We start from the raw sequence: 25,100 nt of genomic DNA on the forward strand, positions 1-25,100 counted from the left end.
TTTCAGCCCCTGTCCACGCCGGCGAAAGCTTGTTGGTGCCACAGGGAACTCAATCGGGCCAATGCCTATCAAAGGGCTCAGTTTTCCCCCCTAGCTGGAGTCACCCACCATGCGTTTCAAAACAGCTGTCGCCACCCTGGCCCTGCTTTCCCTGCCTGTAGGTTCGGCAATGGCCGACAGCTTCTGGCGTAACATCCTTTCCACCGGCGCCACCACCGCTTCCACCTACCTGACTTCCAAGGATCACAAGCTGGTCGCCGCCGCCCAGGACGACGCCAGCAGCTTCGTCGCCAGCGAAGGCAGCATCCGCGGTCCGTACCTGGAAGCCGCGATGCAGAAAGTCCGTGCCGACAACCCGGGCCTGCAGGCCACCGACATGGAGCTGGCCAACGCGATCCTGGCGAAAAACGCCATCGCCCAGCAGTGACCGCCAACCGGTAGCCAGGCTGGCGCAACGAAAAATGCCGCTCACAAGAGCGGTATTTTTTTGCCCGCCGTTCGAGCTCAGCGGTAGGCATCCACCGGTACGCAGGCGCAGAACAGGTTGCGGTCGCCGTAGACATTGTCGACCCGGTTCACCGTCGGCCAGTACTTGTACGCCCTGGCGTGGGGGCTGGGGATCACCGCCTGTTCGATGCTGTAGGGCCGCTCCCATACCCCGGCGATGTCCGCCAGGGTATGGGGCGAACGCTTGAGCGGGTTGTCTTCGGCCGGCCAGTTGCCTTCCTGGACCTGGGCGATCTCGGCGCGAATGCTCAGCATGGCCTCGATAAAGCGGTCCAGCTCAGCCTTGGACTCGCTTTCGGTGGGTTCCACCATCAGCGTGCCCGGCACCGGGAACGACATCGTCGGCGCATGAAAACCGTAGTCCATCAGGCGCTTGGCCACGTCCTCTTCGCTGATGCCGGTCTGCGCCTTGAGCGGCCGCAGGTCGAGAATGCATTCGTGGGCGACCCGGCCATTGCGCCCGCTGTAGAGCACCGGAAAGGCCCCGCTCAGGTGCTCGGCCAGGTAGTTCGCGGCGAGGATCGCCACCTCGCTGGCATCCGCCAGCTGTGGCCCCATCAGGGCGATGTACATCCAGCTGATCGGCAGGATGCTCGCGCTGCCCCAGGGCGCCGCGCTGACCGCGCCGTTCTGCGGCAGCGGCCCGTCGATGGCCACCACCGGGTGGTTGGCCACGAACGGCGCCAGGTGCGCCCGCACGCCGATCGGCCCCATGCCCGGCCCGCCGCCGCCGTGGGGAATGCAGAAGGTCTTGTGCAGGTTCATGTGGGAAACGTCGGCACCGATATCGGCCGGTCGCGTCAGCCCGACCTGGGCGTTGAGGTTGGCGCCGTCCATGTACACCTGGCCGCCGTGGCTGTGGATCACCTCGCAGATCTCGCCGATGCCCTCCTCGTACACCCCGTGGGTCGAAGGATAGGTGACCATCAGGCACGCCAGGTGTTCGCCCGCGGCCAGGGCCTTGTCTTTCAGGTCTTGCAGATCGACGTTGCCGGCGTCGTCGCAATCGACGATCACCACCTGCATGCCAGCCATCTGCGCCGAGGCCGGGTTGGTGCCGTGGGCCGAGGCGGGAATCAGGCAGATATTGCGCTCTCCCTGCTGGCGGCTCTCGTGGTATTTGCGGATCGCCAGCAACCCGGCGTACTCGCCCTGGGCCCCGGAGTTGGGCTGCATGCAGATCGCGTCGAAGCCGGTAATGGCACATAACCAGCGCTCCAGTTCTTCGATCATCAGCGAATAGCCGAGCGCCTGCTCCGGCGGGACAAAGGGATGCAGGTTGGCGAAGCCGGGCCAGGTGATGGGGATCATCTCGCTGCTGGCATTGAGTTTCATGGTGCAGGAGCCCAACGGGATCATCGACTGGTTCAGCGCCAGGTCCTTGTTTTCCAGCTGCTTGAGATAGCGCAGCATCTCGGTTTCGCTGTGATGGCTGTTGAACACCGGATGGCTCAGGTAAGGCGTGCTGCGCAGCAGGTCCTGGGGAATGCCCGGGACCAGGCTTTCAGCGTCCAGTTGCGCCACGTCCAGGCCGTGGTCGGCACCGAGGAACACATCGAACAGGCGGGCGACGGTATTCTCGTCGCAGGTTTCATCCAGGCTCAGGCCCAGGTGCCCGCGCCCGAGGATCCGCAGATTGATCTGCGCGGCCTTGGCGCTCTCGATAATGGCCGTCTGGCTACCGCCGACCTCCAGCGTCAGGGTGTCGAAAAACTGCCGGTTCAGCCGCTCGATGCCCTTGCGCTCAAGGCCAGTGGCGAGGATGCAGGTCAGCCGGTGGACACGCTGGGCGATGCGCCGCAGACCTTCCGGGCCGTGATAGACCGCGTAGAAACTGGCGATATTGGCCAGCAGCACCTGGGCGGTGCAGATGTTCGAGTTGGCCTTCTCGCGGCGGATATGTTGCTCGCGGGTCTGCAGGGCCATGCGCAGCGCCACGTTGCCCCGGGCATCCTTGGACACGCCGATGATCCGCCCCGGAATCGCCCGCTTGTACTCCTCGCGGCTAGCAAAGAACGCCGCGTGGGGCCCGCCGTAGCCCATGGGCACGCCAAAGCGCTGGGACGAACCGAACACCACGTCGGCCCCCAGCTCGCCCGGCGGCGTCAGCAGCAACAGGCTCAACAGGTCGGCCGCCACGCAGGCCAGCGCCTGCTGCGCATGCAGGTGATCGATCAGCGGCCGCAGGTCGCGAATCTCGCCGTGGGTGTCCGGGTACTGCAACAAGGCGCCGAAGACCTGGTGCCGCTTGAGGTTGTCCAGGGTGTCGACCACCAGTTCGAAGCCAAACCCTTCGGCGCGGGTCTGCACCACCGAAAGGGTCTGCGGATGGCAGTTCTGGTCGACGAAGAACAGATTGCTTTTCGACTTGGCCACGCGCTTGGCCAGGGCCATGGCTTCGGCGGCGGCGGTCGCTTCGTCCAGCAGCGAAGCGTTGGCCAGCTCCAGGCCGGTGAGGTCGATGGTCAGTTGCTGGAAATTGAGCAGTGCTTCGAGCCGGCCCTGGGCGATTTCCGGTTGGTAGGGCGTGTAGGCGGTGTACCAGCCGGGGTTTTCCAGCACGTTGCGCAGGATCACCGTGGGGGTCAGGGTGCCGTGGTAACCCATGCCGATCAGGCTGGTCCAGACCTGGTTCTGCTCGGCATAACCACGCAGCTTGGCCAGGGCGGCCTGCTCGTCCAGCGCCGGCGGCAGGTCCAGCGGACGGTTGAAACGGATGCCCGGCGGCACGGTCTGCTCGATCAGCTCGACCCGGCTGCCCAGGCCCAGGCTATCGAGCATCGCTTGCTGCTCGGCGGCGTCGGGCCCGAGGTGACGCCGCAGAAAGGCATTGGGATCGCGTAACTGGCTCAAGGACGGCAACTGGGACATGACGGGCTCTCTCTCAGGCGGCGCTCGGCGTCGATGGAACACGGTCAAAGCAGCATAGCAGCCGATCCCGGACGCCGACGGTGTGGCACCCCGGGCGAACCGGTAGCATGATGCTCGACTCCGGCGCGGCCCGCCGCCCTGCCTCGACCTCTGCTTATCGGGTACCCCATCGTCATGAGCCAGCTGCCTTTCCTGCCGTTCTCCAAACCCACCATCGATGAAGCCACCATCGCCAGCGTCGGCGAAGTCCTGCGTTCGGGCTGGATCACCAGCGGGCCCAAGGTCCAGGCCTTCGAAGCGCAACTCTCGCAGTACTGCGGCGGGCGCCCGGTGCGCACCTTCAATTCCGGCACCTGCACCATGGAGATCGCCCTGCGTATCGCCGGCATCGGCCCTGGCGACGAAGTCATCACCACGCCGATTTCCTGGGTGGCCACGGCCAACGTGATTCTCGAAGTCGGCGCCACCCCGGTGTTCGCCGACATCGACCCGGTTACCCGCAACATCGACCTGGCCCAGGTGGAAGCGGCCATCACGCCACGGACCAAAGCCATCATCCCGGTGTTTCTCGCCGGCCTGCCGCTGGACATGCCGCGCCTGTATGCCTTGGCGCGCAAACACGGCCTGCGGGTCGTAGAAGATGCCGCCCAGGCGCTGGGCTCGAGCTGGAACGGCGAGCGCATCGGTGCCGGCGGCGACCTGGTGTCTTTCAGCTTCCAGGCCAACAAGAACGTCACCTGCAGCGAGGGCGGCGCCCTGGTGCTGAACACCGCCGAAGAGGCCCGCCTGGCGGAGAAGTACCGCCTGCAAGGCGTGACTCGCCACGGCTTCGATGGCCTGGACGTGGACGTGCTGGGCGGCAAATTCAACATGACCGACGTCGCGGCGGCCATCGGCCTGGGCCAGTTCGCCCATCTCGAAGCCTTCACCGCTCACCGCCGCGAACTGGCCCGGCATTACTTCGAATGCCTTGGCAGCGACTTCGAAACCCGTTACGGCGCGCAATTGCCACCGGCAGACTTCAGCAACAGCAACTGGCACCTGTTCCAGCTGGTACTGCCGGAGCGGCATGACGGCAAACCGGCGCGGGCGACCTTTATGGAGCAGATGCAGGAACGCGGCATCGGCATCGGCTATCACTACCCGCCGATTCACTTACTGAGCCTGTACCGCGAGCGCGGTTTCAAGGAGGGGATGTTCCCGGTGGCGGAACGGGTGGGACGCCTGATCGTCTCGTTGCCGATGTTCACGGCCATGAGCAAGAGCGATGTAGAGCGGTCGGTGGCGACCGTGAAGGAAGTGTTGCAGCAGTAAAGGCAATTCCCAGCCGGCCCGCCCCGGCAAAGGGAGCGGGCCGGCTGGCAATCGATGTAAAGCCTTATTCGCCGATGGCTGCCTGGTACCCGGCAGCGTCCAGCAGCTTGTCCAGGTCAGCGCCATTGCTTGGCTTGAGCTTGAAGATCCAGGCGCCGTACGGGTCGCTGTTGAGCAGCTCCGGGCTGCCGCTCAGGTCTTCGTTGACCGCGATCACTTCGCCGGCCACTGGCGCGTAGATGTCGGAAGCGGCCTTCACCGATTCCACCACACCGGCCTGGTCGCCAGCGCCGAAGACATTGCCGACTTCGGTCAGCTCGACGAACACCACGTCGCCCAGGGCTTCCTGAGCGTGGTCGCTGATGCCCACGGTCACGGTGCCATCGGCTTCCAGACGGGCCCATTCGTGACTTTCGGCAAAACGCAGGTCAGCAGGGATATCGCTCATGTTCTGTGTCCTCAAGAAGAAATGTCAGCGGTAGATCCCGCCGGAAATAAGTTAGATCAAGGTTTTGCCATGACGCACGAAGGTCGGTTTTACCACCCGGACCGGGTACCACTTGCCACGGATTTCCACTTCTGCACGGTCGGCGGTAGCCATGGGCACCCGTGCCAGGGCGATCGATTTGCTAAGCGTAGGAGAGAAACTACCACTGGTGATCTCCCCTTCGCCAACATCGGCGATGCGCACCACCTGGTGGGCACGCAGCACGCCACGCTCTTCCAGCACCAGGCCGACCAGTTTGTGCTTCACCCCACCCACGCGCTCGGCCTCCAGCGCGGTGCGCCCGATGAACTTACGCGACACCGGTTCCCAGGCGATGCTCCAGGCCATGTTGGCCACCAGCGGTGAAACGCCCTGGTGAATGTCCTGGCCGTACAGGTTCATGCCGGCCTCCAGGCGCAGGGTGTCCCGGGCGCCGAGGCCGATCGGCGAGATGCCCGCGCCGACCAGATCGTTGAAGAACGCCGGGGCCTGGTCGGCCGGCAGGACGATTTCCAGGCCATCCTCACCGGTGTAGCCGGTGCGCGCGATGAACCAGTCGCCATCGGCCTGGCCTTCGAAGGGTTTGAGTTGCTGGATCAGCGTGCCGCGCGACTGGGTCACCAGTTCGGCGATCTTGTGGCGGGCGTGGGGCCCCTGGATCGCCAGCATCGCCAGCTCGGAGCGTTCGTGCAGTCGCACCTGGTAATCGCCCAGTTGCGCCTGCATCCAGGCCATGTCCTGATCACGGGTGGCGGCGTTGACCACCAGCCGGTAACCGGTGTCGGTGCGGTAGACGATCATATCGTCGACGATGCCGCCGTGCTCGTTGAGCATGGCGCTGTACAAGGCCCTGCCGGGGCTTTGCAGGCGTTCGACGTCGTTGGCCAGCAGGTGCTGGAGCCAGGCCTTGGCCTGGGGTCCGTCGACATCGATCACGGTCATGTGGGATACATCGAAAACCCCGCAATCGCGTCGCACCTGATGGTGCTCCTCGACCTGCGAGCCGTAATGCAGAGGCATATCCCAACCGCCAAAATCGACCATCTTCGCGCCCAGGGCGAGATGAAGGTCATACAGAGGCGTGCGCTGTCCCATGGGTTTCTCCTTCCGGGCGTGGCGAAGGTGCGGGCGGTCGCCGTATGAGCTGGAAGCCTTGAAATAGATGGCTCTCAGACAATTCAAGAGACCCGATCAGAAAGATCGACCGCACCGAATGCCGCGCATTGTAGCCGCAAGGTGTGACACTGGCACCTAACCGATTCGATGAGCGGAGCGTCGGATCAGTCCGATCACCGGCAGCAATCCCACCAGGACCAGGGTCAGGGCCGGCAATGCGGCACGTGCCCATTCGCCCTCGCTGGTCATCTCGAAGATCCGCACCGCCAGCGTGTCCCAGCCGAACGGGCGCATCAGCAAGGTGGCGGGCATTTCCTTGAGCACATCGACGAACACCAGCAACGCCGCGCTCAGGGTGCCGGGCAGCAAAAGCGGCAGATACACTTTGAAAAACAGTCGTGGTCCGCCGACCCCCAGGCTGCGTGCCGCTTCCGGCAACGACGGGCGGATCCGCGCCAGGCTGCTTTCCAGCGGTCCGTAGGCTACCGCGATAAACCGCACCAGATAGGCCAGCAGCAACGCCGCCAGGCTACCCAGCAGCAACGGTTTGCCCGCCCCACCGAGCCAGCCCGACAGCGGGATCACCAGCTCGCGATCCAGATAACTGAAGGCCAGCATGATCGACACCGCCAGCACCGAGCCCGGCAAGGCATAACCCAGGTTGGCCAGGCTGACGCCGGAACGGATCGCCCGGGTCGGCGCCAGCCGTCGGGCGAACGCCAGCAGCAGGGCCACGCTGACCGTGATCAGGGCCGCCATGGCGCCCAGGTACAGGGTGTGCAGGATCAGCCCGGCATAACGCTCGTCGAGGTCGAAACGGCCACGCTGCCAGAACCACACCACCAGTTGCAGCACCGGGATGACGAAGGCGCAGGCGAACACCAGCGCGCACCAGCCCGTGGCCGCCAGGGCCTTGATGCCATGCAGGTGGTACAGCGCCTTGCCCCGCGGCCGCTCGTTACCCGAGCGACTGGCGCCGCGGGCGCGACGCTCGCCGTACAGCACCAGCATCACCGCCAGCAGCAACAGGCTGGCCAGCTGCGCGGCGCTGGACAGGCTGAAGAATCCATACCAGGTCTTGTAGATAGCGGTGGTGAAGGTGTCGAAGTTGAACACCGCCACCGCGCCGAAGTCCGCCAGGGTTTCCATCAGCGCCAGGGCCACACCGGCACCGATGGCCGGCCGCGCCATGGGCAGGGCCACGCGCCAGAACGCCTGCCAGGGCGTCTGCCCAAGCACCCGCGCGGCCTCCATCAGGCCCTTGCCCTGGGCCAGGAACGCGGTGCGCGCCAGCAGATACACATAGGGATAGAACACCAGCACCAGGACCAGGATCACCCCGCCGGTGGAACGCACCCGCGGCAGGCGCAGGCCCGTGCCGAACCATTCGCGCAGCAGGCTCTGCACCGGGCCGGAAAAGTCCAGCAGGCCGACGAAGACAAAGGCCAGCACGTAGGCTGGAATCGCAAAGGGCAGCATCAGCGCCCAGTCCAGCCAACGGCGTCCGGGAAACTCGCAGAGGCTGGTCAGCCAGGCCAGGCTCACGCCCAGCAGCGTCACGCCCACACCGACGCCCAGCACCAGGGTCAGGGTGTTGCCCAACAGACGCGGCATCTGGGTCTCCCACAGATGCGACCAGATCTGCTGGTCGACCACCTGCCACGACAACAGCAGCACGCTCAGCGGCAGCAGCACCAGGGCGGCGACGGCAAAAACCAGCGGGTACCAGCGACGTTGGGCGGGATGGGCCACGAAAGACTCTCGAGCGAGATGGATCAATAAAAGGCAATTGCGAACCGGCTAAACAAAACGCCCCGCAAAGGCGGGGCGCAGTATAACCAGCGGATCAGTTCCAGCCAGCACGGTCCATCAGGCGAATGGCCTCGGCCTGGCGCTTGCCGGCCACTTCCACCGGCAAGGTGTCAGCCACGAACTTGCCCCAGGCGGCCACTTCGGCGGACGGCGGCACGCTCGGGTTGGCCGGGAACTCCTGGTTCACGTCGGCGAAGATCTTCTGCGCTTCCTCGGTGGTCATCCACTCCACCAGGGCCTTGGCGGCTTCCGGGTGCGGTGCGTGCTTGGTCAGGCCGATGCCCGACAGGTTGACGTGCACGCCGCGGTCGCCCTGGTTCGGCCAGAACAGTTTGACCGGCAGGTCCGGCTTCTGCTTGTGCAGGCGGCCGTAGTAATAGGTGTTGACGATGCCCACGTCACACTGGCCGGCGTTGATCGCCTCGAGCACCGCGACGTCGTCGGAGAACACGTCGGTGGACAGGTTGTTGACCCAGCCCTTGACGATTTCTTCGGTTTTCGCCACGCCGTGGGTTTCGATCAGGGTCGCGGTCAGCGACTGGTTGTAGACCTTCTTCGCCGTGCGCAGGCACAGGCGGCCTTCCCACTGCTTGTCAGCCAGGGCTTCGTAGGTGGTCAGCTCGGACGGTTTCACCCGCGCGGTGGAGTAGGCGATGGTCCGCGCCCGCAGGCTCAGGCCGGTCCAGGCATGCGAGGCGGCGCGGTATTGCAGGGGGATGTTGGCGTCGATCAGCTTGGAGGTGAACGGCTGCAGGATGCCCATCTGCTCGGCTTGCCACAGGTTGCCGGCATCGACGGTGAGCAGCAGGTCGGCGGTGGCGTTCTCGCCTTCGGCCTTGATCCGCTGCATCAGCGGCGCTTCCTTGTCGGTGATGAACTTCACCTGGACCCCGGTTTTCTGGGTGTAGAGATCGAAGACCGGCTTGATCAGCTCGTCGATACGCGAGGAGTAGACCACCACTTCGTCGGCTGCCTGGACAGTACCGCCAATGAGGGTGAGGGCCAGGGCGGTCAGTAGACGCTTCGGTGCCAACATGGGAGCGGTCTCTCGAAATCAAAGGGAAGTAAATGATAAGGACTACTATTTAGCTTCTCAAACTGAACCGAAGGCCGAGGCGTTACGAGATGTTGCTGAGCCTCGGCAGCGCGGGGTTCAAGCGTGAGTCGCGAGCAGGCTTGCTCAGGCCTTGGCCAGTTCCGGCAAGTCCCCGGTGAGGCCCAACGCCTGGCGCACGAACAGCGCCTTGGCTTCGGGCATCTGGTCGACCATTTTCAGCCCGGTGTTACGCAACCAGCGCAGCGGCAGCGGATCGGCCTGGAACAGCCGCTCGAAGCCCTCCATCGCCGCCATCAGCGCCAGGTTGTGCGGCATGCGCCGCCGCTCGTAACGGCTGAGCACCTTGGTGTCGGCCAGGCGTTCGCCACGGCTGGCCGCCTGCAGCAGCACCTCGGCCAGCACCGCGGCATCGAGGAAGCCCAGGTTGACCCCCTGCCCGGCCAGCGGATGGATGGTATGGGCCGCGTCGCCGATCAGCGCCAGGCCCTCTGCCACGTAACGCTTGGCATGACGCTGGCGCAACGGCACGCAGAGCCGCGGATCGGCGCTCAACACCGCGCCCAGGCGGCCTTCGAAGGCACGCTCCAGCTCTCGGCAGAAGTCGCTGTCGTCCAGCGCGATCAGGCGTTCGGCCTCGCTGGGCGTGGTCGACCAGACGATCGAGCACCAGTCATGCTGGCCGTCGCGCTCCAGCGGCAGGAAGGCCAGTGGGCCGTTGTCGGTGAAACGCTGCCAGGCGGTCCTCTGGTGCGGCTCGGCGCAGCACACGCTGGTCACGATGGCGTGATGCAAGTAATCCCATTCGCGGGTGGCGCAGCCGGTCAGGCGCCGCACCGCCGAATTGGCGCCGTCGGCGGCGATCACCAGCGGCGCGCGCAGGCTGCGGCCATCGGCCAGGGTCAGCAACCAGTCGTCGCCGGAACGGCGCATCTGTTCCAGACGGGCATTGGCCAACAGGCCGATGTCGCAGTTGTGCAGGCGCTCCAGCAACGCGTCCTGGACCACGCGGTTTTCAACGATATGGCCCAGCGCCTCGGCATGCACGCTGGCGGCCGAGAAGTGAATCTGCCCGGTGCCGCTGCCATCCCAGACCTGCATCTGGGCATACGGGCTGCTGCGCCGTCGGGTCACCCCTTCCCAGACACCCAGGCGCTCGAGAATCCGCTGGCTGGCCGCCGACAACGCGCTCACCCGCGGTTCGAACGGCGCTTCGCTGTCGAAGGGCTTGACCTTCAGCGGGCTGCCGTCGAGCAGCAGCACTTCCAGGCCACTGTCCTGCAACGCCAGCGCCAGGGCGCTCCCGACCATTCCGGCCCCGACAATCAGCAGATCTGCACGCATTTCCATGCTTTAAGCCTGTCTCGCTTGCGGCTTGAGCCGCACGTAAAGGGTTTTGTCGAACCGTGCTACTTGGCTGCCGACACTGTGCTGGATTTCCATGCCCGGTCGCGGGCTCAGCCACTCACGCATCGGGACGGGTACCCAGGCCCATGGCCTGTCGCGCGAACCAGCGCTTGGCCGGTGGCAGCAGGTCCAGGCCCAACAGCCCGATATTGCGCCCCAGGGACACCAGCGGCAGCTTGCTGCCGAACAGCCGGGTGACCTGGTCGGAGAAGCCCACGGTCAGGTCCTGGTCCAGGCGCTGCCGCTCGCGGTAGGCTTGCAAGATGCTGAAATCGCCGGGCGGCGTCGGGCTGACCAGCAAGGCATCGGCCAGCGCCTGGGCATCTCGCAACGATAGGTTGAAACCCTGCCCGGCAATCGGGTGCAGGCTATGGGCCGCGTTGCCCAGCACCACCAGATGAGGACGTACCTGCTCCTCGGCCTCCACCAGCGACAATGGGTAAAGATGCCGCGCGCCGACCTGTTTCAGGGTGCCCAGGCGATAACCGAATATTCCCTGCAATTCGCTGAGGAAGCTGCGTTCATCCAGCGCGGCCAGGCGCTGCGCGTCCATGCCCAGACGGGTCCAGACCAGCGCGCAACGGTTCTCCGGCAGCGGCAGCAGGGCCATCGGGCCGTCGTCGGTGAAGCGCTCGAAGGCCATGCCGTTATGGGCTTCGCTCGGGGTGATATTGGCGATCAGCGCGCTCTGGTTGTAGGGGCGCTTTTTCACCCCGATACCCAGTTGCTCGCGCAGCCCGGAGCGACCGCCGTCGGCCAGCACCGCCAGCTCGCAGTCCAGGCTGGTTTCATCGTTGAGGGTCAGGCGGTAGCCGTCTTCCAACGGCTCCATGCGCGTGACTTCGGCCGGGCAGCGCCAGCTCACCACGTCCTTGTCCAGCCCCTGCCAGAGGCATTGGCCGAGCCAGGCGTTTTCCACCACATAACCGAGGGCGGGAACGCCCTCCTCCATGGCCGACAGCCGCGCGGTGGAAAACCGCCCACGGTCGGAGACATGGATCTGTTTGATCGGCTCGGCGCGGCGGGAGATTTCCTGCCATACACCCAGGCGTTGGTAGATCTGCCGCGCGCCGAACGACAGCGCCGAAGAACGCGCGTCGTAGCTGGGCTGATAGGTATCGCCCGGAGCGAATGGCTCGATCAGTACGATTTTCCAGCCACGCTCCTTGGCGCCGGCCTGCAGGGCCAGGGCCAGGCTGGCACCGACCAGGCCACCGCCGATGATCGCCAGATTGACCCGGTTCATGCTGCATGGCTCCGTGCGGCGGCCATCAGAGCCTCGATCTCGGCCACGGTTTTTGGCACGCCATCGGTGAGAATTTCACAGCCTTGCTTGGTTACCACCACGTCATCCTCGATGCGCACGCCAATGCCGCGCCATTTCTTCGCCACGTTCTGATTGTCCGGCGCGATGTAGATACCCGGCTCGACCGTCAGGGCCATGCCGACTTCCAGCACCCGCCATTCGCCGCCGACCTTGTACTCGCCGACATCATGCACATCCATGCCCAGCCAGTGGCCGGCGCGGTGCATGTAAAACGCCTTGTAGGCTTCGCTGGCGATCAACTCGTCCACCTCGCCTTCGAGCAGCCCCAGCTTGACCAGCCCGGCGGTGATCACCCTGACGGTTGCCTCGTGAGCCTGGTTCCAGTGCTTGTTCGGCGCGATCTCGGCAAAGGCGGCTTCCTGGGAGGCCAGCACCAGCTCATAGATCGCCTTCTGCTCAGCGGAAAACTTGCCGTTCACCGGCCAGGTGCGGGTGATATCACTGGCATAACAATCGATCTCGCAACCGGCGTCGATCAGCACCATATCGCCGTCCTTGAGCAACGCGTCGTTCTGCTGGTAATGCAGGATGCAGCTGTTGCGCCCGGCGGCGACGATCGAGCCGTAGGCCGACATCTTCGCCCCGCCCCGGCGGAATTCGTAGTCCAGCTCGGCTTCCAGGCTGAACTCGTACAGACCCGGCCGGCTGGCCTGCATGGCCCGAATATGGGCTTGGGCGGAAATCCGCGCGGCCTCGCGCATCACCTTCACTTCCGCCGCCGATTTATACAGGCGCATGTCGTGCAGCAGATGATCCAGGGCAACGAATTCGTTCGGCGGCTGGGCACCCAGGTGCGCCTTGGAGCGGATCACGTTGATCCACTCCATCAGGTGGCGATCGAACTCGGGGTTGCTGCCCATGGCCGAATACACCCGGTCGCGGCCTTCGATAAGGCCCGGCAGGATGTCGTCGATATCGGTAATGGGGAAGGCGTCGTCGGCGCCGTAATCGCGAATCGCGCCTTCCTGCCCAGCCCGCAGGCCGTCCCAGAGTTCGCGCTCGGCATTGCGCTCGCGGCAGAACAGGATGTACTCGCCATGCTCGCGACCGGGCATCAGCACGATCACCGCCTGGGGTTCGGGAAAGCCGCTGAGGTATTGGAAATCGCTGTCCTGGCGGTAGACATGCTCGACGTCGCGGTTGCGGATCGCCACCGCGGCAGCCGGCAGGATCGCGATGCTGTTGGGTTCCATCTGCGCCATGAGCGCCTTGCGGCGGCGGGTGTATTCCGATTTCGGGATATGGATCATGGGCAGACGGATTTCCCTATCGAACGATCAGTGCAGAGAAGGCTTGGCGGCCGGTTCAACCGTCTTGTTGGTCTCGGTGAACAGCAGCAGCGGGGCGACCCGCAGGTATTCCATCACTTCCATGTAGTCGCTTTCGCCGTCGTCGGACTCTTCCAGTGCGTCCTGCACCTGGGCAATCGCCGCAAGGTCCTGCAACACTTCCGTGGCCTCGGCGCTCAGGGCGCTGCTGTCGCGGGAGTTCAGGCCGAAACCGGTGAGGAAACCCTGGCACCATTGACCCAGGGCCGCGGCGCGCTCGGCCAGCGGGGCGTCGTCGGTGGGCAGCAGCAGAACGACGGTCATGTCGTCGCTGGTCAGCTCGCCCTTGACCATCTCCTGCAGGCCGATCAAGGCGTTGCGAATATTGTCCTGCGGCTCGCCTTCGAGCAGTTCGGCGGCGTCGATCAGCCAGCCGTCGACCTCGAAGCCGGCGCCGGCGCAGCTGCGACCCAGCAACAGGCCATGCAATTCGGCAGGCGAGACAGGGTGACCGCTGCTGCTGAGCAGGGTGGCGAAGGCGTTGTACGGGGAATTCTGAATGGGCATGGGTAGCTAGGCGCCAAGCGGCGCAATGTCTAGAATGGAGGCCTTGTATCCTAGCATCGGCAGACGCGCCAAGACCATCGAGGGCGTCAACTCGTTTGCCCGGGCAGTTGCCACTCATCAGACAAATCCAGTGGGATCCAATGGAAGACACCGATCTGCAAGCGCTGATGGCTAGACTCGAACTGCTAATTGGCCGGGTCGAGCAACTAAAGAGTCAAAACACACTCTTATTAGCTCAGGAAAAGACTTGGCGCGAGGAACGCGCGCACCTCATTGAAAAAAACGAAATCGCCCGGCGTAAGGTCGAATCGATGATTTCGCGCCTCAAGGCCCTGGAGCAAGACTCATGAGTTCAAGCAATAGCGTTACCGTGCAGATCCTCGACAAAGAGTATTCGATCATCTGCCCCCAGGAAGAACGTAGCAATCTGGTGAGCGCCGCCCGGTACCTGGATGGCAAGATGCGCGAGATCCGCAGCAGCGGCAAAGTCATTGGCGCCGATCGTATCGCCGTGATGGCCGCCCTCAATATCACCCACGATCTGCTGCACAAGCAGGACCGCCCTGACGTGCAAGCCAGCGGTTCGACCCGCGAACAGGTGCGCGATCTGCTCGAGCGCGTGGATCTGGTGCTCGCCACCGACACCGATACAACCAAGGCTGATTCCTGAGGGTGGTTGCGGTATAATCCCCACCACTCCCTGGGGTGCTTGCCAGTTGGCGATGTCCCTGAGCCGATTCGCACTACCCTGGAAGTTGCACGTTGGGCCGGTGTGCATGTCCGCTAGACGGAAAGCCTTAACGCCTACTGCATCTTCCGCCTTGAACTTTCGGGTTCAAGGGCTAAGTCGACAGCGGTTCATCCGGGGAGCCTGAATTCCAGACCAATGCCAGCTATGCAAATAGCTGGCATTGTTTTTTTCGGCTCCGTTTTTTTCAGTTCCGGGTTATTTGATACGCTGTCCTGCCGTACCCCACCCGGACCCGAGCGACCATGACCGAACCGGCGCCGCTTTCCCGCCCGCAACTTCGACGCATACTGCGCAAAGCCCGCCGCGCCCTCACCGCCAGCGAACAACGCCAAGCCTCTCGTGGGCTGTATCGGCAACTGGCGCAGCATCCGCTGTTCCGCCGCGCCAGGCACATCTCCCTTTACCTGCCCATGGACGGTGAAATCGATCCGCGCCCGCTGCTGCTGGCCGCGCAACGCCGGGGCAAGGCGACCTATCTGCCGGTGCTCAGTGCCTGGCCTCAGACCAAGATGGTGTTTCAGCGCGTTTGCCCCGGGGAAAAACTGCGCCCCAACCGCTTCCGCATTCCCGAGCCACGGAGAAGCCTGGCCCGGCAACGCAAGGTCTGGGCGCTGGACCTGGTGCTGTTGCCGCTGGTCGGCTTCGATGAGGCGGGTGGACGCCTGGGAATGGGCGGTGGTTTCTATGATCGCAGCCTGGCCTATCTGGCCCGGCGCAAAAGCTGGCGCAAACCGACGCTGCTGGGGCTGGCCCATGAATGTCAGAAAGTCGCGAAACTGGATCAGGCGAGCTGGGATGTACCGCTGCACGGAACGGTGACGGACAAGAAATGGTATTTCGCGAAATAGGCACCACCAGGAGAAAGCGGCGCCCTGGAAAGGATCAACGCTTGTAAGGCTGCTGCTGTTGCGCGAGTTCGACCGGTGCGTCGGTCTTGTTGGCCCACAGGCTCTGCGCATAACCGGTTGTCACTACGCCCAAACCGAACAAAATAACCAAAATCCATAGTAAATCCGGTTTGCGTTGCATCGATTGCCCCCCTCAGGCAAATCACACACGATGACAGCGACGGTTTCCATAACAGGCCGTGCAGCAGCGTCAAGCTTAAAATCCCGGCATTTTGCGATAACGTGAACCGACACGCAAATGCTGACGTCAACCGACTGTCGGTTTGTCATAAAATCGCCCGACAACTTGCCCACGCCCCTCTGGAGAGCAAAGAAAATGGCCTATTGGCTGCTGAAATCCGAACCGGAAGAACTCTCGATCGAGGGCCTGGCGCTCAAGAAACAGGCACGTTGGGACGGCGTGCGCAACTACCAGGCACGAAACTTCCTGCGCAACATGGCGGTGGGTGACCAGTTCTTCTTTTATCACTCCAGCTGCCCTGAACCGGGTATTGCCGGGATTGGCCGGATCATCGAGGCCGCTTACCCGGATCCGACCGCCCTGGAACCGGAAAACTCACACTTCGATCCCAAGGCCAGCGCCGAGAAAAACGCCTGGAGCGCCGTCGACGTCGCCCATGTCGAAACCTTCCCCAAGGTACTGCGCCTGGATTATCTGAAGCAGCAAACCGCCCTCGCCGAGCTGCCCCTGGTGCAGAAAGGCAGCCGGCTGTCCGTGATGCCGGTGACCGCCGAACAGTGGGCGGCGGTGCTCGCATTGCGCTGAACAGGCCACCAGCGCTACTCAGGCAGGCATCCCACGCACAACGTACTAGGCTTGCCCGTTCATTTGACGGACATCAAGTCGCCCCATGGCTTGAGCCGCCAGACTAGGACGCTATAGCCGCAGGGAAGCCTCCCCCAATGCCGACAAATCAACGCTCCTCCCGTCTTTTTGCCTTCGCCTTGCTGGCATTGCTGCTGATCGCGGGCGGTTTTGGTTATTGGAAATCCACCCTGGACCGCCTGCCCGAAGGCTTGAGCATGGGCAACGGCCGGCTTGAAGCCACCGAAGTGCAGATCGCCAGCAAGACGCCCGGACGCCTGGCCGAAGTGCTGGTCGACGAAGGCGACAACGTATTCAAGGACCAGTTGCTGGCCCGCATGGACACCCGCACCCTGGAAGCCCAGCGCGCCCAGGCCGAGGCCGACGTGGTGCGCACCCGGGAAAACCTCGCGGCGGCCGAAGCCAACGTGCAGCTGCGCCAGAGCGAACTGCTACTGGCCAACCAGGAACTCAAGCGCTCCCGGGAACTGTTCAAGCGTGGTTTCGCCAGCCAGCAGATCATCGACCAGCAGCAGGCGCGCCTGAACACCGGCAATGCCGCCGTCCAGGCGGCCCAGGCCCAGGTCGCCGCAGTGCGCGCCGCCATTGGCTCGGCCAAGGCGCTGGTCGCCCAACTGACCAGCGAAATCGACGACAGCAGCCTGCGCGCGCCCATCGACGGCATCATCCAGTTGCGCCTGGCCGAACCGGGCGAGGTGCTGGGCGCCGGCGGCCGGGTGTTGCTGCTGATCGACCCGAGCGACCAGTACATGAACCTCTACCTGTCCGCTTCGGTGACCGGCCGCCTGGCCGTCGGCAGCGAGGCGCGGATCCTCCTCGACGCCCTGCCTGATCAGCCACTGCCGGCGAAAATCAGCTTTGTCGCGGCCAAGTCCCAATTCACCCCCAAGGAAGTGGAAACCCGCGATGAGCGCCAAAAACTGGTGTTCCGCGTCAAGCTGCGGCTGACCCAACCCAGCGCCGTACCCCAGGCCAAGCCGGGCATGCCCGGCGCCGGCTACGTGCGCACCGCGACCGTGGACTGGCCGGCCAACCTGCAATGAACGAACTGGCGCTGCAGGCCACGGGCATCCATCATCGCTATGGCTCGCAACAGGCCCTGGTCGACCTCGCCTTCAGCCTGCCCGCCGGCACCCGTTGCGGGCTGATCGGCCCGGATGGCGCCGGCAAGTCGAGCCTGCTGGGCTTGATCGCCGGGGTGAAGAAGCTGCAGCAGGGCCAACTGCAAGTGCTCGGCGGCTCCATCGAGCAACGCCGCCATCGCAACAGCCTGTACGCGCGGATCGCCTTCATGCCCCAGGGCCTGGGCGGCAACCTGTATCCCGAGCTGTCGATCCAGGAAAACATCCGCTTCTTCGCCACCCTGTTCGGCCTGTCGAAAAGCGAATGCGAACAGCGCATGCACAACCTGTTGCTGGCCACCGACCTGCTGCGCTTCGCCGAACGACCCGCGGGCAAGCTGTCCGGTGGGATGAAGCAGAAGCTCGGGCTGTGCTGCGCGCTGATCCATGAGCCGGACCTGCTGATCCTCGACGAACCCACCACCGGCGTCGATCCGCTGTCGCGCCGGCGCTTCTGGGAACTGGTGGACGAGGTTCGCCGCCAGCGCCCGCAACTGACGCTGTTGGTGGCCACCGCCTATATGGAGGAAGCCGAACAGTTCGAACATTGCCTGATGCTCGACCGCGGCCGGCTGATTGCCCAGGGCTTGAGTCGGGAACTGGCCATCGTCACGCCCAGCGGCAAGCTCGACGATGCCTTCACCCACTTTCAGGGCGACAGCGGGCACGACAACCAGCCGCTGGTGATCCCGCCCAGAATCACAGACGACCAGCAAGTCGCCATCGAAGCCCATGAACTGACCCTGCGTTTCGGCGATTTCACCGCCGTGAACAAGGTCAGCTTTGCCATTGGCCGGGGCGAGATTTTCGGCTTCCTCGGCTCCAACGGCTGTGGCAAGACCACCACCATGAAGGTCCTGACCGGGCTGATGCCGGCCACCGAGGGCAGCGCCAAACTGCTGGGCAACCCGGTGGACGCCAAGGACCTGGCCACCCGCAAGCGCGTGGGCTTCATGTCCCAGAGCTTTTCGCTGTACGGCGAACTCAGCGTGCGCCAGAACCTGGTGCTGCATGCCCGGCTGTTCGACCTGCCCAAGGCCGAGAGCGGCCCGCGGATCGAAGAGCTGATCCGCCGCTTCGCCCTTCAGGAGATTGCCGAGCAACCCTCCGGCGCCCTGCCCCTGGGCTTGCGCCAGCGCCTGTCCCTGGCGGTGGCGGTGCTGCACCGTCCGGAAGTGTTGATCCTCGACGAGCCGACCTCGGGCGTGGACCCGGCGGCCCGCGACGACTTCTGGCGCCTGTTGATCGAGCTGTCGCGGGAACAGGGGGTGACGATCTTTCTGTCCACCCACTTCATGAACGAAGCCCAGCGCTGCGACCGCATCTCACTGATGCACGCCGGCCAGGTGCTGGCTTGCGATACGCCGGCCGCCCTGCAGCAACAGTTCGCCGGCGAAACCCTGGAAGCCGCCTTTGTCCGCTGCCTGGAAGACGCCCAGGGCGCGTCGGAACCACCGCCCCCAGCCACGCCACAGCCCGAGCTCGCCAGCGCCGTGCACAGTGACAGTCGGCACTTCAGCCTGTCGCGCCTGATCGCCGTGGCCACCCGCGAAGGCAAGGAGCTGCTGCGCGACCGGGTGCGCCTGGGGTTCGCCTTGTTCGGGGCCCTGTTCATGATGGTGATCTTTGGCTACGGCATTTCCCTGGACGTGGAAAACCTCGCCTTCGCCGTCTACGACCAGGACCAGACCCCGCAAAGCCGCGCCTACCTGGAAGCCTTCCGCAGCTCCCGTTACTTCAAGGAGCAGAAGCCGATCCGTGACGCCGCCGAACTGCACCGGCGCCTGCAACGCTCGGAGATCAAGCTGGCCCTGGAGATTCCCCCCGGCTTCGGCCGCGACCTGTACGCCGGGCGCCAGCCCGCGGTGGCCGCCTGGCTCGACGGCGGCATGCCGTTTCGCGCCGAGACCAGCCGCAACTATGTCGAGGCGGTGCATCAGGCCAATATCGAATTGCTGGCCGAACACAGCAGCCGGGCCCAGGGGCGACCGCCCGCGGCCCGCCTGGAAACGCGCTTTCGCTACAACCAGGACGTGGTCAGCGTGAATGCCATCGGCCCCGGGGTGATGGCGCTGATCCTGGCGTTCATCCCGGCGATGCTCACGGCGCTGGGCATCGTGCGCGAGAAGGAGCTGGGCTCGATCACCAACTTCTACGCCACGCCGCTCAAGCGCCTGGAGTTTCTCCTGGGCAAGCAGGCGCCCTACCTGGGCCTGAGCCTGATCAACCTGGCGCTGCTGGTGGCCATGAACCGCTGGCTGTTCGGCGTACCCTTCAAGGGCAGCGGCCTGACCCTGGCCTTCGGCGGCCTGCTCTATGTGCTGGCCACCACCAGCCTGGGCCTGCTGATTTCCGCCTTCACCCGCACCCAGATCGCGGCGATCCTCGGCACCATGATCATCACCAGCCTGCCGACCATCCAGTTTTCCGGGCTGATCGTGCCGCGCTCGTCGCTGGACGGCGCCGCGGCGCTGATGGGGCAGCTGTTCCCCGCCGGCTACTTCCTCGACATTGCCGTCGGCACCTTCACCAAGGCCCTGGACCTGCGCCAGTTGTGGCCACAGTGCCTGGCGTTGTTCGGGTTCTTCCTCGGGTTCACCGGGCTGAGCCTGGCGATGCTGAAAAAGCAGGAGGCCTGATGCACCGGTTCAACCACATCCTGCGCCTGGGCCTCAAGGAGCTCACCAGCCTGCGACACGACAGCGTATTGCTGCTGTTCCTGCTGTACGCCTTCACCGTGGCCATCTACATGCCCGCGGCCGGGTCGGTGATCGGCGTGCACAACGCCAGCGTCGCGCTGGTGGACGAAGACCACAGCCATCTCTCGCGCCAGCTGGCCGAGGCCCTGCAACCCCCGGAATTCCAGAACCCGGAGCCGTTGCCCTATGACCAGCTGGACCAGGTCATGGACAGCGGCCAGTTCACCTTCGTCATCAATGTGCCGGCCAACTTCCAGAACGACCTGCTGGCCGGGCGCCAACCCAGCGTGCAAGTGAATGTCGACGCCACCGCCATGAGCCAGGCCTTCATGGGCGCCGGTTATATCGGGCGGATTTTCCAGCGTGAACTGTCGAACTACAGCCAGGCCGACCCGGCGAGCCGGATGCCGGCCCAACTGACCAGTCGCGCGCTGTTCAACACCAACCTGCAGGGCGGCTGGTTTCTGGCGGTGATCCAGATCGTCAACAACATCACCATCCTGGCCATCGTCCTGACCGGCACGGCGCTGCTGCGCGAACGCGAGCACGGCACCCTCGACCATCTGCTGGTGCTGCCGCTGACCGCCCTGGAAATCATGCTGGCGAAGATCTGGAGCAACATGCTGGTGGTGGTGCTCTGCACCTGGGTGTCGCTGGAGGTGATCGTCAAGGGTGTGCTGGGCGTGCCGCTGGCCGGTTCGCTGGGGCTGTTCCTCGCGGTGACCGCGCTTTACCTGTTCGCCAGCACCGCGCTGGGGATCTTTCTCGCCACGCTGGCGCGCTCGACCCCGCAATTCGGCTTGCTGGCGATTCCGGTGATCATCCCGATGTTGCTGCTGTCGGGCGGCAGCACCCCGCTGGACAGCATGCCCCAATGGCTGCAATGGGTGATGCAGGGCTCGCCGTCGACCCACTTCGTCAGCCTCAGCGCCGCGATCCTGTTTCGCGATGCCGGCATCAGGGTGGTCTGGCCAGACCTGCTGGCCCTGGCGGTGATCGGCCTGCTGTTCTTCGGCATCGCCCTGGCGAGGTTTCGCAGGAGCCTGGCGTCCTGAGGTTGCCTCAGGGCATGGAACACAGCAGCGACAGGAGCGACGCTTGCTCGCCATCAACCGCCAGGACGGAATCCGGCAGGGCCCGCACTATCGCTATCGCGGGCAAGCCTCGCTCCTACGGATCCAGCGTTACTGGATGATCAGGTTGTTGAACAGCAGGTCTTCCACCACCGGCTTGCCGGTTTCGTCGTTCATCACCTGCTGGGTCTGCTTCAGGGCTTCCTGGCGCAGCTTTTCCTTGGCTTCGACGTTGTTCATGGTTTCCGTGGTCTGCTGGGCGAACAGCGCCACCAGTTGGTTGCGGATCAACGGTTCGTTGGCCCTCACCGCCTGGGCGGCGGCATCGCCGGTCACCCGCAGGGCAACGTCAGCCTTGTAGACCTTGAGCTTGGGGCCGCCATCCAGGCCGTAGTTACCCACGAACGGCGGATTCAGGCTGATGTAACTGACTTTCGGTGCTTCGCCCTCTTTGGCTTCCTCGGCCATGGCTGCCATGGGCAGAGACAGGGCCAGCATCAACATGATCCACGCTTTCACAATTCGCTCCTTATCCGGTAGGCGGTCTAGCATAAAGGCCCCTCTGCCCGAGCCCAAGCACAAAGCTTATGGCTGGTTATCAGGCCGGGGCATGCTCGTTGACCGCGTTATTCACCCACCTACACTTATCGGCCATCACTCCCAAAGGAATAGCCCTGATGAAAGCCGTGCTGTGCAAAGCCTTCGGCCCCGCCGAAACGCTGGTGCTGGAAGACGTCGCGAGTCCTGTACCGAAGAAGAACGAAATCCTGCTGCAGGTGCATGCAGCCGGGGTGAACTTCCCGGACACGCTGATCATCGAGGGCAAATACCAGTTCAAGCCGCCCTTCCCGTTCTCGCCCGGTGGCGAGGCCGCGGGGGTGGTCGGCGCTGTCGGAGAGAAGGTGAGCCACCTCAAGGTCGGCGACCGGGTCATGGCGCTGACTGGCTGGGGCAGCTTTGCCGAGGAAGTGGCGGTGCCGGGCTACAACGTCCTGCCGATTCCAGCATCGATGGACTTCAATACCGCTGCCGCCTTCAGCATGACCTACGGCACCTCGATGCACGCCCTCAAGCAGCGCGGCAACCTGCAGCCGGGTGAAACCCTGCTGGTGCTCGGCGCTTCCGGCGGCGTCGGCCTGGCGGCGGTGGAAATCGGCAAGGCCATGGGCGCGCGGGTCATCGCCGCCGCCAGCAGCACCGAGAAACTCGCGGTGGCCAAGGCCGCCGGCGCCGACGAGCTGATCAACTACAGCGAAACCAGCCTGAAGGACGAAATCAAGCGCCTGACCGACGGCCAGGGCGCCGACGTGATCTACGACCCGGTCGGCGGCGACCTGTTCGACCAGGCCATCCGCTCCATCGCCTGGAACGGCCGGCTGCTGGTGGTGGGTTTTGCCAGCGGGCGCATTCCCGAGTTGCCGGTCAACCTGGCGCTGCTCAAGGGCGCCGCAGTGGTCGGCGTGTTCTGGGGTTCGTTCGCCCAACGCCAGCCCCACGACAATGCGGCGAACTTCCAGCAACTGTTCGGCTGGTTCGCCGAAGGCAAGTTGAAGCCGCTGGTCTCGCAGATCTATCCGCTGAGCAACGTCGCCAGCGCCATCAACGATCTTGGCCAGCGCAAGGCGGTGGGCAAGGTGGTGGTCCAGGTTCGCTGAAGCCCCCTGCGCTCTACCGGAGCCCGCTCGCGATAACGGCATGAAACTGCTTATCGCGAGCAAGCTCTTCTCCCCCCGTCGCAGCCGCCGGCACCAGAAACGCCCCCTGCTTATCTTTAAGCGACATGTTCGTAAAAGAACATGCAAATGCTCCCGCGTTGAGTGCTTCCAAATAAGATGCAGTGCTATTTTCGGTAACGAAACTGTAACATTCGCATCCGCAGTCAAAACAAGAAATTTGGAGCTCTTGAATGTTTGCTTTCTTTCGACCTGCCGCACACCAGGCGCCCCTGCCTGACGAAAAAATAGACAGTACCTACCGCCGCCTGCGCTGGCAGATCTTCGCCGGGATCTTCATCGGTTACGCCGGCTACTACCTGCTGCGCAAGAACTTCTCCCTGGCCATGCCGTACTTGATCGAAGAGGGTTACACCCGCGGTCAGCTGGGCCTGGCCATGTCGGCGATCGCCATCGCCTACGGCCTGTCCAAGTTCCTCATGGGCCTGGTGTCCGACCGCTCCAACCCGCGCTACTTCCTGCCCTTCGGTCTGCTGGTGTCGGCCGGGGTGATGTTCATTTTCGGTTTCGCACCTTGGGCCACGTCCAGCGTGACCATGATGTTCATCCTGCTGTTCATCAACGGCTGGGCCCAGGGCATGGGCTGGCCACCAAGCGGACGGACCATGGTGCACTGGTGGTCGCAGAAGGAACGCGGCGGCGTGGTTTCGGTATGGAACGTTGCGCACAACGTCGGCGGCGGCCTGATCGGCCCGCTGTTCCTGCTCGGCATGGGCTGGTTCAACGACTGGCACGCGGCGTTCTACGTCCCGGCCGCCGTGGCCTTGATGGTGGCGCTGTTCGCCTTCGTCACCATGCGCGACACCCCGCAATCGGTCGGCCTGCCGCCGATCGAGAAGTACAAGAACGACTACCCGGAAGGCTACGACGCCAGCCACGAAGAAGAATTCAGCGCCAAGGAAATCTTCGTCAAATACGTGCTGCGCAACAAAATGCTCTGGTACATCGCCATGGCCAACGTCTTCGTCTACCTGCTGCGCTACGGCGTACTGGACTGGGCGCCGACCTACCTCAAGGAAGCCAAGCACTTCACCGTGGATAAAACCTCGTGGGCGTACTTCTTCTACGAATGGGCGGGGATTCCGGGCACGCTGCTGTGCGGCTGGATGTCGGACAAGATCTTCCGTGGCAACCGTGGCCTGACCGGCATGGTGTTCATGGCGCTGGTGACCGTGGCGACCCTGGTGTACTGGCTGAACCCGGCCGGCAACCCGACCATCGACATGATCGCGCTGTTCTCCATCGGCTTCCTGATCTATGGCCCGGTGATGCTGATCGGCCTGCAGGCCCTGGAACTGGCGCCGAAGAAAGCCGCTGGCACAGCCGCGGGCTTTACCGGGCTGTTCGGCTACCTGGGTGGCTCGGTCGCGGCCAGCGCGGCGATGGGCTACACCGTGGACCACTTCGGCTGGGACGGCGGTTTTGTCCTGCTGGTAGGCGCCTGCCTGCTGTCGATGGCTTTCCTGGCCCCGACCCTGTGGCACAAACAGGTCGCCAGCCAGAGCCGCGAAGCCATTGCCTAGTGGGTCGCTGACTTACAGCGCTTGAGCCGCGCCTCCAGATTACGGTCTGGCATGGCGTGGCTACGCAGGGCGTGCACGGTCTGCTCGACATAATCGCGAGTGGTGCCGTAGCGCCCGCAGGCGCTTTCAAATACCTGGCTCAACACATGGTCCGGCAGGTTGCCGGCATAGCTGGGCAGGTGTCGCTCCAGAACGAATCCCAGGGCCTGAACCCGGCTACCGTCTTCGAGACGGCAGTTGAGCCAATGCGGACGATAGGACGGGTACGGCATCTCGCGCTGCCACAGCGCATACAGCGAGGTCTCCAGCTGCTCTTCCGGCAAGCGGTAGGCGAAGCCGCTGCAGGAACCGCCACGATCCAGGCCAAAGACCAGCCCCGGCTTCTCCGGCGTGCCACGGTGTTCATGGGACCACAGGTACAAACCGCGATGGTAGCCATGCACTCGCCCGCGCATGCGCTCGACCGCCGAACATTCAGGGCGCCAGATCAGCGAACCGTAGGCAAACAACCAGACCGGCCCGCCCTTGTGACGTGCCATGGTGGACTGCATCGAACTGAGGAGCTGTTCGTGGGTGAGCTGCGGCCCCAGGTCGAGCCGCAGAGGGTAAGCCAGATTCAAAAAACTGGATTCAATGGCTGTCATGGCGAATAGCGTTCGGCTCCCCGCGTATAAAGAATTACTTAATAGAACGCACCGCTGTAACTCCAAGACACATATGCTTCAAGTGTTTCAAG

Annotated in this window: 23 protein-coding genes and 1 other RNA gene; 12 read left to right on the plus strand and 12 right to left on the minus strand. The window is 64.2% G+C overall.

What is annotated here, in order from left to right; all coding sequences use genetic code 11:
- Positions 1-109: 109 nt before the first annotated feature.
- Positions 110-427 (plus strand): DUF2388 domain-containing protein, encoded by a 318-nt coding sequence (locus tag H0I86_RS30160; protein WP_009051394.1) that lies wholly within the window; start codon positions 110-112, stop codon positions 425-427.
- Between the two features lie 77 nt (positions 428-504).
- Here H0I86_RS30160 and gcvP read toward each other — a convergent pair whose 3' ends face one another.
- On the minus strand, positions 505-3,378 hold the full coding sequence (gene gcvP, locus H0I86_RS30165) for an aminomethyl-transferring glycine dehydrogenase (protein WP_180923202.1): 2,874 nt from the start codon (positions 3,376-3,378) through the stop codon (positions 505-507).
- Between the two features lie 174 nt (positions 3,379-3,552).
- Between gcvP and H0I86_RS30170 the strand changes: the two genes are divergently transcribed.
- Complete coding sequence (locus H0I86_RS30170; RefSeq protein WP_180923203.1) at positions 3,553-4,692, plus strand: DegT/DnrJ/EryC1/StrS family aminotransferase; 1,140 nt, start codon at positions 3,553-3,555, stop codon at positions 4,690-4,692.
- A 64-nt stretch (positions 4,693-4,756) separates the two neighbouring features.
- Here H0I86_RS30170 and gcvH read toward each other — a convergent pair whose 3' ends face one another.
- From gcvH to H0I86_RS30210, 8 genes are all read right to left on the minus strand, one after another.
- Positions 4,757-5,140 carry a glycine cleavage system protein GcvH gene (gene gcvH, locus H0I86_RS30175; RefSeq protein ID WP_092298127.1) on the minus strand — a complete coding sequence of 128 codons (384 nt, stop codon included), beginning with the start codon at positions 5,138-5,140 and terminating at the stop codon, positions 4,757-4,759.
- Positions 5,141-5,191: 51 nt separating this feature from the next.
- Positions 5,192-6,274 carry a glycine cleavage system aminomethyltransferase GcvT gene (gene gcvT, locus H0I86_RS30180; protein ID WP_180923204.1) on the minus strand — a complete coding sequence of 361 codons (1,083 nt, stop codon included), beginning with the start codon at positions 6,272-6,274 and terminating at the stop codon, positions 5,192-5,194.
- A 156-nt stretch (positions 6,275-6,430) separates the two neighbouring features.
- On the minus strand, positions 6,431-8,047 hold the full coding sequence (locus tag H0I86_RS30185; protein WP_180923205.1) for an ABC transporter permease: 1,617 nt from the start codon (positions 8,045-8,047) through the stop codon (positions 6,431-6,433).
- Positions 8,048-8,141: 94 nt separating this feature from the next.
- Complete coding sequence (locus H0I86_RS30190; protein WP_180923206.1) at positions 8,142-9,143, minus strand: extracellular solute-binding protein; 1,002 nt, start codon at positions 9,141-9,143, stop codon at positions 8,142-8,144.
- Between the two features lie 144 nt (positions 9,144-9,287).
- Positions 9,288-10,505: a 2-octaprenyl-3-methyl-6-methoxy-1,4-benzoquinol hydroxylase gene (locus H0I86_RS30195; protein WP_180925934.1), complete on the minus strand. Its 1,218-nt coding sequence runs from the start codon at positions 10,503-10,505 to the stop codon at positions 9,288-9,290.
- A gap of 121 nt (positions 10,506-10,626) precedes the next feature.
- Positions 10,627-11,814, minus strand: coding sequence for a 2-octaprenyl-6-methoxyphenyl hydroxylase (gene ubiH / locus H0I86_RS30200; RefSeq protein ID WP_038574913.1), 1,188 nt, complete (start codon positions 11,812-11,814; stop codon positions 10,627-10,629).
- Positions 11,811-13,145, minus strand: a complete 1,335-nt coding sequence (pepP, locus tag H0I86_RS30205; RefSeq protein WP_180923207.1) for a Xaa-Pro aminopeptidase — start codon at positions 13,143-13,145, stop codon at positions 11,811-11,813. The genes ubiH and pepP overlap by 4 nt, the downstream gene beginning before the upstream one ends.
- Before the next feature lie 27 nt (positions 13,146-13,172).
- Entirely contained in the window at positions 13,173-13,730 is a 558-nt protein-coding gene (locus H0I86_RS30210) for a YecA/YgfB family protein (RefSeq protein ID WP_180923208.1), read from the minus strand.
- 140 nt (positions 13,731-13,870) lie between these two features.
- Between H0I86_RS30210 and H0I86_RS30215 the strand changes: the two genes are divergently transcribed.
- The 4 genes from H0I86_RS30215 (at position 13,871) to H0I86_RS30230 (ending at position 15,329) form a co-directional block, all read left to right on the plus strand.
- Positions 13,871-14,080, plus strand: coding sequence for a TIGR02449 family protein (locus H0I86_RS30215; protein ID WP_110644473.1), 210 nt, complete (start codon positions 13,871-13,873; stop codon positions 14,078-14,080).
- Positions 14,077-14,400, plus strand: coding sequence for a cell division protein ZapA (locus H0I86_RS30220; RefSeq protein WP_007926742.1), 324 nt, complete (start codon positions 14,077-14,079; stop codon positions 14,398-14,400). Before H0I86_RS30215 ends, H0I86_RS30220 begins: the two co-directional genes overlap by 4 nt.
- Before the next feature lie 24 nt (positions 14,401-14,424).
- Positions 14,425-14,603: non-coding RNA, 6S RNA (gene ssrS / locus H0I86_RS30225), on the plus strand.
- A gap of 120 nt (positions 14,604-14,723) precedes the next feature.
- Positions 14,724-15,329: a 5-formyltetrahydrofolate cyclo-ligase gene (locus H0I86_RS30230; RefSeq protein ID WP_180923209.1), complete on the plus strand. Its 606-nt coding sequence runs from the start codon at positions 14,724-14,726 to the stop codon at positions 15,327-15,329.
- A gap of 34 nt (positions 15,330-15,363) precedes the next feature.
- Here the strand turns inward: H0I86_RS30230 and H0I86_RS30235 are convergent, their stop codons facing one another.
- Complete coding sequence (locus tag H0I86_RS30235; RefSeq protein WP_007926740.1) at positions 15,364-15,510, minus strand: hypothetical protein; 147 nt, start codon at positions 15,508-15,510, stop codon at positions 15,364-15,366.
- Positions 15,511-15,705: 195 nt separating this feature from the next.
- On the opposite strand from H0I86_RS30235, the gene H0I86_RS30240 reads away from it, so the two are divergent.
- The 4 genes from H0I86_RS30240 to H0I86_RS30255 all read left to right on the plus strand — a co-directional run bounded on the left by H0I86_RS30240 (position 15,706) and on the right by H0I86_RS30255 (position 21,090).
- Complete coding sequence (locus tag H0I86_RS30240; protein WP_180923210.1) at positions 15,706-16,155, plus strand: EVE domain-containing protein; 450 nt, start codon at positions 15,706-15,708, stop codon at positions 16,153-16,155.
- 137 nt (positions 16,156-16,292) lie between these two features.
- Positions 16,293-17,258: an HlyD family secretion protein gene (locus tag H0I86_RS30245; RefSeq protein ID WP_180923211.1), complete on the plus strand. Its 966-nt coding sequence runs from the start codon at positions 16,293-16,295 to the stop codon at positions 17,256-17,258.
- A complete protein-coding gene (gene rbbA / locus H0I86_RS30250) occupies positions 17,255-19,975 on the plus strand; it encodes a ribosome-associated ATPase/putative transporter RbbA (RefSeq protein ID WP_180923212.1) in 2,721 nt (906 codons plus the stop codon). Before H0I86_RS30245 ends, rbbA begins: the two co-directional genes overlap by 4 nt.
- Positions 19,975-21,090 carry an ABC transporter permease gene (locus tag H0I86_RS30255; protein ID WP_009051411.1) on the plus strand — a complete coding sequence of 372 codons (1,116 nt, stop codon included), beginning with the start codon at positions 19,975-19,977 and terminating at the stop codon, positions 21,088-21,090. Before rbbA ends, H0I86_RS30255 begins: the two co-directional genes overlap by 1 nt.
- A gap of 129 nt (positions 21,091-21,219) precedes the next feature.
- Here the strand turns inward: H0I86_RS30255 and H0I86_RS30260 are convergent, their stop codons facing one another.
- Positions 21,220-21,627, minus strand: a complete 408-nt coding sequence (locus tag H0I86_RS30260; protein ID WP_009051412.1) for a flagellar basal body-associated protein FliL — start codon at positions 21,625-21,627, stop codon at positions 21,220-21,222.
- Between the two features lie 158 nt (positions 21,628-21,785).
- Between H0I86_RS30260 and H0I86_RS30265 the strand changes: the two genes are divergently transcribed.
- Together H0I86_RS30265 and glpT are read left to right on the plus strand one after the other, a co-directional pair.
- Entirely contained in the window at positions 21,786-22,763 is a 978-nt protein-coding gene (locus H0I86_RS30265; RefSeq protein WP_180923213.1) for an NADPH:quinone oxidoreductase family protein, read from the plus strand.
- A gap of 251 nt (positions 22,764-23,014) precedes the next feature.
- A complete protein-coding gene (glpT, locus tag H0I86_RS30270) occupies positions 23,015-24,364 on the plus strand; it encodes a glycerol-3-phosphate transporter (protein ID WP_007926732.1) in 1,350 nt (449 codons plus the stop codon).
- On the opposite strand, the gene H0I86_RS30275 is transcribed toward glpT, so the two are convergent.
- A complete protein-coding gene (locus H0I86_RS30275) occupies positions 24,361-25,008 on the minus strand; it encodes a gamma-glutamylcyclotransferase (RefSeq protein WP_180923214.1) in 648 nt (215 codons plus the stop codon). The genes glpT and H0I86_RS30275 overlap by 4 nt on opposite strands.
- Positions 25,009-25,100: the final 92 nt, after the last annotated feature.

This window comes from Pseudomonas chlororaphis subsp. aurantiaca (genome assembly GCF_013466605.1).
In the GTDB taxonomy this organism is placed as follows: domain Bacteria; phylum Pseudomonadota; class Gammaproteobacteria; order Pseudomonadales; family Pseudomonadaceae; genus Aquipseudomonas; species Aquipseudomonas chlororaphis_I.